Annotated in this window: 2 protein-coding genes; both read left to right on the forward strand. The window is 72.5% G+C overall.

The window, feature by feature from the left end:
- Nucleotides 1-193 precede the first annotated feature (193 nt).
- Complete coding sequence (locus tag ABD671_RS02755; protein ID WP_344731680.1) at nt 194-1060, forward strand: hypothetical protein; 867 nt, start codon at nt 194-196, stop codon at nt 1058-1060.
- Between the two features lie 340 nt (nt 1061-1400).
- On the forward strand, nt 1401-10986 hold a 9586-nt coding region (locus ABD671_RS02760), incomplete at its 3' end, for a beta strand repeat-containing protein (RefSeq protein ID WP_344731682.1).

Here is a 10986-nt window from a genome sequence, read left to right on the forward strand (position 1 = left end):
CACGGGCTGGGCCGTGGTGGTCGGCGGTGTGCTGACGCCGGTGACGGCCTCGACGGATCTGTCGGTGTTCGGGTCGGCGGACGGGTCGCCGGTGCCGGTGGTGCTCATCGCCCAGTGGCAGCCGATCCCGGTTCCGCCCGCACCGACTCCCACGCCGACTCCGACTCCGTCGCCGAGTCCGTCGCCCTCGCCGGTGGAGGCGGATCTGCCGTCGGCGTCGGTGACGATCACCGGTGGTTCGGCGCCGGTGGTGGGTGCGCCGTTGACGGCGTCGGTGGCGTTGGCCTCCTCGGTCGACGGTCTGGTCGTGGCCTGGCGGTGGTCGCGGGTGGTCGACGGTGTCGCGACCTCCATCGAGGGTGCGACCGGCTCGAGCTACACCCCGAGCGCCGACGACGTCGGTGCGGTGCTGCAGGCGACGGCGTCGTTGTCGGCGTCGGGGTTCCGGTCGGGGTCGGCCTCGGCGGACACCTCGCCGGTGGCGGCTGCTGGGCTGCCGGCGCTGCGGCTGGCGGTGAAGGGCAAGACCCGGGTCGGCAGGGTCGTGAACGGCGCGCTGACCGGCCTTCCGTCGGTCGATGAGGTGCCGGGGTTGTCGGTGGCCTGGTCGTGGCAGCGGATCTCCCGGAAGGGAACCGTGCGATCGGTGCCGTCGGCGGCGGGTCTGCCGGCGTTCCGGAAGCTGACGCGTGCGGATCGGGGCAAGCGGCTGCGGGTCACCGCCGTCGTCACGGCTCCGGGCTACGACACCGTGACGGTGTCGCGGACGACGAAGGTGGTGCGCAAGGGGCGGATCGCCAAGCCGGACGTGCGGATCGTGCGGGACGGTGTGGTGCTGGTGGCGACGGTCGCCGGCCTGTCCGGGCTGTCGACTGCGGTGCCGGGTCTGGCGGTCTCGTACCGGTGGCGTGATGCCTCGGGTCGTGGGCTCGGTGATGGGAAACGTCTGGTGGTGCCGTCCGGCTACGTCGGTCGGATCGTGCTCCTGGTGCGGCTGGCCGCGCCGGGGTACGAGCCGCGTCGGGTGGCGCGGTCGTACCGGTACGGGGGTGGTCGCTGACGGCGCCGGGGTGCGGGGGCTTCGAGGCTCGCTTCGCTCGCACCTCAGCCACCGGGACGGCTCGCTTGCGCTCGCACCTCAGCCACCGAGCCGAGCCGGTGGCTGAGATGCCCGAGCCCCTGGGCGAGGGCCTCGAAGCCCGGTGAGTCGGACGTCCGGCCGTCACCACCGCGGCCCGTTGCGCAACGTGAGCGCAATCTGAGCCGGTTTCTGGTCTGGACCGGGTCTGATTGCGCCGCGGTGTTGAGAGAACGCGTGTTTCACTGCGCTGCTGGCTCAGGAGGTTCGGGTTCCTGGGTCGCCCCGCCCTCCCCGGTTGCCCCAGTAGAAGGACCTCTCCATGCGGTCTGCCCCCCGTCGTCCCCGGCTGTCGCGCGTCGTCTGCGTGCCGCTCTTGGCACTCCTCACCGCCGTCTCGCCGCTCTCGACGCCGGGCGCCTCCGCGGCGGCGAGCAACTCCTTCGCCGATCTCCAGGACTTCGCGGTTCGCTGCGGACCGTCCGGGGGCTCGGTCGCTCTGACGGCGTCCATCACCGACTCGACCTCCGACCTCGCGGTGGGGTGCCGACTGACCATCGATCTCGCCGGCCACGACCTGACCCTGAACAGCATCCTCGTCGCCCCGTCGATGTCGCTGACCCTCACCGACTCCACATCGGCCACCGGGGCACCCGGTGTGGTCACCGTCGGTCAGAGCATCACGGCCTACGGGTCACTCACGATCGGCGGCAGTGCTCGTGTCGACGCCACGGGCAGTGCCAACCGCGCCGCCCTCGGCGGTGCGGGGAACGCCGCGGCCTCCTCGATCATCATCGAGGGGGACGCGACGGTGACCGCTCGCGGTGGGGCGGCGGGCGCAGGGATCGGCGACGGGCCGGTGACGATCCGCGGACGGGCGACGGTGACGGCCACCGGAGGCTCCGACTCGGCCGGCATCGGTTCCTCCACCAATACGGTCACCAAGGCGATCACGATCGGTGAGGACGCGCGGGTGAGCGCGACTGGTGGAGCCGGCGGGCCGGGCATCGGCGCTGGAGCGGGCAGCGCCTGGAACGGTCAGGGCATCACGATCAAGGACCGGGCGACGGTCGGCGCGATCGGCGGGACCGGCGGAGCCGGGGTCGGCGGCGGCTCCGGCGTTCCCGGAACCGCGATCAGCATCGGCGCGGGCGCCACTGTCACCACCGCGGCCGGCCCCGCGCAGAGTGGGGCGGCCGGTGCCGGTGTGGGCGCCGGAGCAGGTGCAGCGGGCGGGGCGATCTCGATCGCAGGCACGGTCTCGGCGACCTCGCCGTTCTCGGCCGTCGGTGCCGGTTCCCTGACGGGTGGGGCGGGCAACACCAGCTTCGGTTCGGTCACCGTCACGAGCGGCGGCATCCTGCGGCTCCCCTCCGGCAACACCGCGGTGCCGGACTCCAGCGGCGTCGAGCTCACCGTGGAGAATGGGGGCCGGATCACCGGTTCTGGCGGCTCCTCACCGACCTACGGCACGATCACCGGTACCGGCCAGGTCCAGAACGACGGCGTCATCGACCTGCCGACGGCGAACATCTCTGCGCCGGTCACCCGGCGCAACTACCGTCTCGATCTCGACGCGAACGGCGGCTCTGTGTCGCCGTCCTCGGTGACGGTGTTCGCCGACACCGTGGCCAACGGCAACCGGACGTTGCCGACGCCCACCCGCCCCGGCTTCGCCTTCGGTGGTTGGAACACCACGGCCGACGGAACCGGCACGACAGTCGACGCCACGACAGATCTCACGTCGCCGCTCGCGCCCTCGACGGGTGCCGCGACCGCACAGACGCTGTACGCCCAGTGGACGCCGTTGGCCTCGGTGGGTACGGCGGATGATCTGGCCGGGGTGCTGTCGGGTTGCTCCGCGACGACGACGCCGCTGACGGTGAGGGTGACGGCGCCCATCTCGGCGCCTTCGACCCAGGTGTCGGTGAACTGCAACGCGGTGCTCGATCTGCAGGGCAACAACGTGACGGTGCAGAACGTGGCGATCGGCCAAGGGAAGACGTTCGAGCTGACCGATTCCACGCCGGTGGCGGACCGGGCCTCGGCGGGCAAGCTGACGACGCAGTCGGCCAGCTCGGCGCTGGCCAACGTTGCAGGTATCCAGGCCAGAGCGGCGACGTTCATCGCCTCGGGAACGGTATCGGTCGAGGCTGTGGGCGGGTCCAATGCCGCCGGTATCGACAGCAGCGCCGTGGGCCCGGCTGCTGGCACGGCCATCATCCAGGGATACGCGACGGTGGTCGCCAAGGGAGGGTCATCCGGCGCCGGCATCGGAAGCGCGACGGGCGCTCTCGGTGGGAGGGTCGAGATCCACGGCCACGCGTCGGTGTCTGCCACCGGCGGCACCCAGGCAGCCGGCATCGGCGGCGGCCTCCGGGGATCGGGCGGCACGGTGGTCATCGATGGTGACGCGATCGTCGTGGCGGCGGGTGGCTTCTCCGGTGCCGGGATCGGGGGCGGCGTCTCCGGGTCTGCGGCTGTCGTCTCGGTCGGGGGCGCTGCGCAGGTCACGGCCACGGGGGGGAATCTGGGAGCTGGAATCGGCCTGGGAAACTCGGGGAATCTGACCGCGCCCGCGTCGCTCGAGGTGACCGGCACCGCATCGCTCACCGCGACGGGCGGCGACAGCGGCGCCGGGATCGGCGGGGGACTTCTGGGCTCCGCGATCGGCGTGAGCGTCGGGGCCGGTGCCTCGGTGGTCGCCATTGCCGGCAAGGCCGCTGCGGCCATCGGCAGCGGGGCCGTCGCCGACCGAGGTGATGGGGCGACGGTCACGATCGCCGGCACGGTGACGGCGTCCGCGAAGGAGAACGGAGGATCCTCGGCGCTCGGGGCGGGAATCAGCTCGAGCAGCGTCGGGTTCGGCTCGGTGACGGTGAAGTCGGGTGGCGTGCTGCGGTTGCCGGACGGCCCGCTGGTCATCCCGAACACGAACACGTCCGCGCCGGAGATCACGGTCGAGTCGGGTGGTCTGATCACCGGCTCGGCCGATGCGACGCCGACGTACGCGAGCGTCACGGGCACCGGGCAGATCCAGAACGACGGCGTCATCGACCTGCCGACGGCGAACGTCTCGGTGCCGGTGACCCGGCGCAACTACAAGTTGTCCTTCTTCGCGCAGTTCGGCACCGATCCGGCTCCCGTGACAGTGTTCGCCGACTCGGCGGCCAACGGTCGACGCACCCTGCCGCAGCCGACAGCCCCCGGCTTCACGTTCCAAGGGTGGAACACCCAGGCGTTGGGCTTCGGTCGCACCGTGACCGATACGACGGACCTCACGACCTTCCTCGTCCCCTCGTCGGGGACCGCCACCCCGCTCACGCTCTACGCGCAGTGGAAGCCGCTGGCCGAGGTCGGCACGGCCGCCGACCTCAAGGGGCTCCTGCCGTCATGCGATGCCTTCGAGGTCGGCCAGTCGAACCCGGTCCGGATGCGTCTGACCGCCTCGATCTCGATGCCGGACGACCTCCTGTACTTCGGCTGCTGGGGGGTCCTCGACCTGGCCGGTCACACCATCACGGCCAAGGGGCTGGTCGTCACGCCGGGCGCGATCGCCGAGATCACCGACTCGACGCCGGTGTCGGCACGAGCCTCGGCAGGCAGTCTGGTCATTCCAGGAGCCCCCGCGGGGAAGGCCGGGGTCTCGCTCCTGAACGGCGCGCGGTTCACCGTTTCGGGAACGGCGACCGTCATCGCCACGGGTGGCCAGGGCGGGGCCGGCATCGGAGGCGATGCCGCGAACACCGCGGGTCGCATCACGATCAAGGACGACGCCGTCGTCACCGCGACCGGCGGTCTCGACGGTCCGGGCATCGGCACCGGCGCCACGACGGACTTCCTCAGCGGCACCTTGTCCCAGGTGACGGTCAATGACCGCGCCCAGGTCACCGCGATCGGTCGAGGCGGCGGTGCGGGCATCGGCGGCGGACGCGGTGGGCCCGGTGTCGCGCTGACGATCGGCGCCGGTGCCACCGTCGTCGCCACCGGTGGAACGGACGCCGCGGGCGTCGGCACAGGGGCGAACCCCCTCACCGCCTTCCAGAACGCCACCGCGACCTCGATCTCCGGCACCCTCACCGCCTCCGGCGGGGTGACCGCACTCGGCCGGACGGGCGCTGCGGGCTCCAACGGCTCGGTGTCGGTGCTCTCCGGCGGCGTACTGCGGCTGCCGGCCGGGCCGATGCTCGTGCCCGATACCGACACCAGCAGACCGGAGATCACCGTCGCTGCGGGTGGCACGATCACCGGCTCCACCGGCTCCACCGGCTCCACCGGCTCCACCGGCTCCGCGCCGACCTACGCCACGATCACCGGCACCGGCCAGATCCAGAACGACGGCGTCATCACGCTCCCCACCGCCAACGTGCAGGTGCCGGTCACCCGACGCCACTACCGCCTCGACCTCGACGCCCGTGGCGGCTCGGTGTCGTCGTCCTCGGTCAGGGTGTTCGCCGACACCCTCGCCAACGGCGACCGCACGCTGCCCACGCCCACCCGGCGCGGCTCCACCTTCCTGGGGTGGAACACCAAGGCCGACGGCACTGGAACCACCGTGGTCGACACCACCGACCTCACCGCCCTGCTCGACCCGGCGACGGGGACGCCGTCGGTCGGCACGCTGTACGCGCGCTGGCAGGTCGGCGACATGACCCGCGACGTCGATGCGCTCATCACCGGCCTCGGCGACTGTGCCGGCACGACCGGCACGACCACGGTGAAGCTCGCGGCCGACCTCAGCGACCCCGCCAGCGAACTGGCGGTCGCGTGCGACGTCGTCCTCGACCTCGACGGCCACACCCTCACGCTGCGCGACATCGCGCTCGCGAGCGGGACGACGCTCGAGGTGACCGACTCCTCCGCCTCCGGGGGCGGGCGCGTGGTCGTCGACACCTCGGCGCTCACCGGGGTGCCGGGTGTCTCGACGACCGGGGCGACCCTGAAGGTCACGGGTCGCGCGGTGCTCGACGCGCGCGGCGGCTCGCAGGCGGCCGCCGTCGGCGGTCGCATCGTGGGCGGCGTCCCGCTGTCCGGAGGCACCGTCGTCGTGGAGGGCACCCTCATCGCCCGCGGCGCGACCTCCGCGGCGGCCCTCGGCGGCCCGTCGTCCGGCAGCGGCTTCGGGACGACGACCGTGCGCGCGGGCGGTGTCCTGCGGGTCACCTCGGGTTCGGTGTTCCTCACCGACGGCGGCGCGGGCGCCGAGCTCACCGTGGCCGACGGGGGCGTCGTCGACGGCTCGACCGACACCACTGCGACCTACGCCCGCATCACCGGCACCGGCCAGATCGAGAACGGCGGTCGGATCCTGCTGCCGCTTCGCAACGTCGGTGTCGCGGTGACCCAGCACAACTACCAGATCGACTACGACACCCAGGCGCGCAACTCCTCGGTGCTGTCGGGCCCGCGGGTCTACGCGACCACGGTGCAGGCGGGCAACCGCACGCTGCCGACGGTCACGCGCGGGGGCTACTCCTTCCTTGGCTGGAACACCGCGGCCGACGGCACAGGGACGACGGTCACCGACACCACCGATCTGCGCACCCTGGGCGCTGACGCCACTGGCGAGCCCACGACGATCACCATCTACGCCCAGTGGCAGCTCGGCGACCCCACGACCGACATCGACGCCTTCGAGGCGGCCATCACGGACTGCTCGGCGTGGGATCCGGCCGACCCCATCGTCCTCGCCGCAGACCTGATCGCTCCGACGCTGAGCCTGCAGGCGCTGTGCCCGGTGACGATCGACCTGAACGGACACCGCCTCACCGTGCAGACGCTGTATCTGCGCCACACCGGGCTGGTCACGATCACCGACACCAGCAGCGCGCCGACGACGCCTGGCGTGTTGACGGCCTCGCGCGGCATCTCCACCGAGGGATCGGTGCGGTTCACCGGTGCCGTCCACGTCGACTCGACCGGGGCCACCGCTGGCGGCGTCGGCGGCATCACCCGCACGGGTCTCGGAGGACGGATCACCATCACGATCGACGGCCATGCCGACATCGATGCCACCGGCGCCCCCGACGTCCCGGCTATCGGCTCCGCCGGGACGAACGGTGCGGAGATCGACATCGTCATCGGCGGCGACGCCGTCGTCCGCGCAACCGGTGGTGCGGGTACGTCACCCTCGCCCGGGATCGGCGTGCTGGGCCGTGCTGCCGCTGACCCGCCCTCGCGCCTCACGGTGCGGGACCGGGCTCAGGTCACGGCCATCGGCCGATCCGGCGCCGCCGGCATCGGCGGCGGTGCAGGCTCGGGAATGGACGTCACCGTGGCTGCGGGGGCCACGGTCACCGCGATCGGCGACCGGACCGCCATCGGTGCCGGAACGCCGATCCCGGGATCGACGGGCACGCCGCAGTTCGGCAGCCTGACGGTGAAGTCCGGCGGGGTGCTGCGGCTGCCCTCGGGCCCGATGCTCGTGCCCGACACGGACGCCGGCGGCCCGGAGGTGGTCGTCGAGACCGGCGGCCTCATCACGGGCTCGACCGACGCCACGCCGACCTACGCCACGATCACCGGCGACGGCCAGATCGAGAACCGCGGCCGCCTCCTGCTGCCGACCGCGAACGTCGGCACACCGGTGACCCAGCGCCACTACCGCCTGGAGTTCGACCTGGCCGGCGCGGCCGGCACGACGCCGTCGCCGATCACCGTCTTCGCCGACAGCGTGACCAACGGCGGGCGGTCCTTCCCGGCCGATCCCAGCCGGCCCGGGTTCACCTTCGCCGGCTGGAACACGAAGGCAGACGGCAGCGGTGCGGCGGTCACCGCGACCTCCGATCTGACGACCGTGCTGGCTCCGGCCACCGGTCCGGCCACCACCGCGACGCTCTACGCGCAGGGGACGCCGCTCACCTCGGTCTCCTCGATCGCGGCCGTCACCGACCTGCTCGGGGGCTGCACGACGACGAGCCCGCCGCTGAGGGTGACGCTGACCGCGAACGCCAGTGACACCGGGGCCGAGCTCCACGTCGCCTGCGACGTCGTCCTCGACCTGGACGGGCACGACCTGACGGCGCGCAACGTCGTCATCGGCTCGGGACGCACCTTCGAGATCACCGACTCCACCGCGGTCGCCGACCGTGCGGACGCGGGCACGTTCACGGCCGACTCCTCGAGCCTGCCGAACGGCGCCGGCATCCGCACCACCGGTGCCACGCTGCGGGTCACCGGCACGGCCACCGTGACGGCCACCAGCTCCGACTCCGGAGTCAGCGGCGCGGCGATCGGTGGAGCGAAGGAGGAGGACGGCGGCACGGTCGTCGTCCTCGACCACGCCTCCGTAAGCGCCGTCGGTGCGGGCGGCGGCGCCGGCATCGGCGGCGGTTGGGGACGCGGTGCCGGCGGCACCGTGACGATCGGGGACGACGCCACGGTGGTCGCGAGCGGTGCGAAGGGCGGCGCCGCGATCGGCACCGGCTTCACCGACACGACCGGCCAGTCCGGACCGATCGTCACGATCCGCGACCGGGCTGTGGTGACGGCGTCCGCCGACCAACTCGGCGGTGCCGCGATCGGTGGCGGCGCGGGCAACAACGGTGGCACGGTGGTGATCTCGGGTTCGGCCCAGGTGACCGCCACGAGTCTGCTCGGTTCGGGTGTCGGCGCCGGTCAGCACCGTCGCCAGACGACGCCCGGCGGCACGCTGACCCTCAGCGGCACGCTGATCGCGGGCGGCGGGCTCTCCGCGCTCGGCGTCAGCAACGCTTACCAGCCCGGCGATTTCGGATCGGTGACCGTGAAGTCGGGCGGCGTGCTGCGCATCCCGACCGGCACCCTGATCGTCCCGGACGCCGACGCCGCGGGGCCTGAAGTCGTCGTGGAGACCGGAGGCGTCATCACGCAGAGGATCAGCCCCGGGACGTATCTCGGGCTGCTCGCCGGTGACGGCCAGATCCGCAACGACGGCCGGCTGCTCTTCCCGGCCGACCAGGTGAGCGTGGCGGTCACGCGCCGCCACTACCGGCTCGACTTCGACCTCAACGGCGCCTCGGGGCGCACGCCGTCGTCGGTGACGACCTTCGCCGACACGGTGACGAACGGCGAGCGCTCGATGCCCGCCGATCCGACACGCGACGGGTTCACCTTCGAGGGCTGGAACACGGCCGCCGACGGTTCGGGAACGGACGTCGATGCCACGACCGATCTCACCACCGTGCTGCCGGCGGCGACCGGGACGGCATCGGCGGTGACCGTTCACGCGCAGTGGAGTCCGCTCGACTCGGTGACCACGGCCGACGAGCTCACCGGCCTGGCTGGCGATTGCACCGGTGCCACCACAGTGGCGCTGGCGGCGAACATCATGACGCCCGGCGACCTCGCTGTAGCCTGCGACCTGACGATCGACCTCGCCGGCTTCAGTCTGGTGACCGGCGCCGTCGAGGTGGCGGCCAGCGGCGACCTCACGCTGACCGACACCACCGCCGACCCGGCGTCGGCCGGTCAGGTGACCGCCCAGCGCGGCATCCGGCTCTCCGGCGCCGACCTCACGATCACGGGGACGGCGCAGGTCTCGGCCACCGGAGCCGGCGGAGCCGGCATCGGCGACGGGACGACGGGTGTCGCCCACGGCGCGATCGTGATCGAGGGCCGCAGCACGGTCGAGGCGTTCGGCGACGGCCCCATCGGGGTCGGAATCGGCACGTCCGGTGGCGCGACGGGTACGCCGGGATCCATCACGATCCGCGGCTCGGCGCAGGTCACCGCGACCGGCGACCGCGGTGCGGCCGGTATCGCCGGCACGACCACGATCGGTTCCGGTTCGACCGTGACGGCCACCGGTGGTGCGAGCGGTCTGGGCGTCGACTCCCAGGGCGGTGCGATCGCGATCGCCGGCACCCTGACCGCCTCGGGTGGTGCGTCCGCACTCGGTGGCGTGGCAGGCGACTTCGGCTCGGTGACGGTCGGCAGCGGCGGCGTCCTGCGCCTGCCGTCCGGCCTCCTCCGGGTGCCCGACACCGACGCGACCGGGCCGGAGATCGTCGTGGAGTCCGGCGGTGTGATCCGCGGGTCCGCGGCCGCCTCGCCGTCCTTCGCCTCGATCTCCGGGGAGGGCCAGATCCGCAACGGCGGCCGCATCCTGATGCCGCTGGTGGATGTACTGGTGAAGGTGCTGGATCGCCACTACCAGGTGGACTTCTCGTTGAACGGCGCCGCCGGTTCGGCGCCGTCGGGGGAGCGGGTGTTCGCGGATTCGTTCACGGCCGGCGGGCGTACCTTCCCGGCTGCTCCGACGCGCTCGGGGTATTCGTTCGAGGGATGGAACACCCGTCGTGACGGCGCCGGATCGGCCGTGACGGCGTCCGCCGATCTCACGGCGATCGGTGGTGCGGCATCGGGTCCGCCGGTGGGGATCACCGCGTACGCGCAGTGGAAGCTGGGCGACGCGACCCGCGATGTGGATGCGTTCGTGGCGGCGTTGGCCGATTGCACGAACACGACCCCGCCCTTGGTGATCGTCCTGGCTGCGGATCTGTCGCTGCCGACGCGGGAGCTGGTGAGCAACTGCAACGTGGTGGTCGATCTGAACGGCCACGACGTGTCGGTGCGTGATGTGGTGGTGAAGCCGGGGACGACGTTGGAGGTCACGGATTCCTCGACCGCTCCGACCGTGCCGGGCGTGTTCACGGTGGATGCGTCGGGGACGCCGGGTCTGCCGGGCATCACGAACGGTGGCGCGGATCTGGTGGTCTCGGGTCGGGCGACGGTCTCGGTCGTCGGTGGTGCTGGTGCCTCGGCGATCGGCGACCCGACCAACGGGTTGGGCACGGTGACGGTGAAGGACGGCGCGACGCTGCGGTTGCCGTCGGGTCAGCTGGTGGTGCCGGACTCGAACAGTGGCTCGAAGCCGGAGATCGTGGTCGAGAAGGGCGGTGTGATCTCGGGGTCGGGTGGTGCCTCGC

The sequence above is a fragment of the Nocardioides fonticola genome, from assembly GCF_039536805.1.
Classification (GTDB): Bacteria; Actinomycetota; Actinomycetes; order Propionibacteriales; family Nocardioidaceae; genus Nocardioides; species Nocardioides fonticola.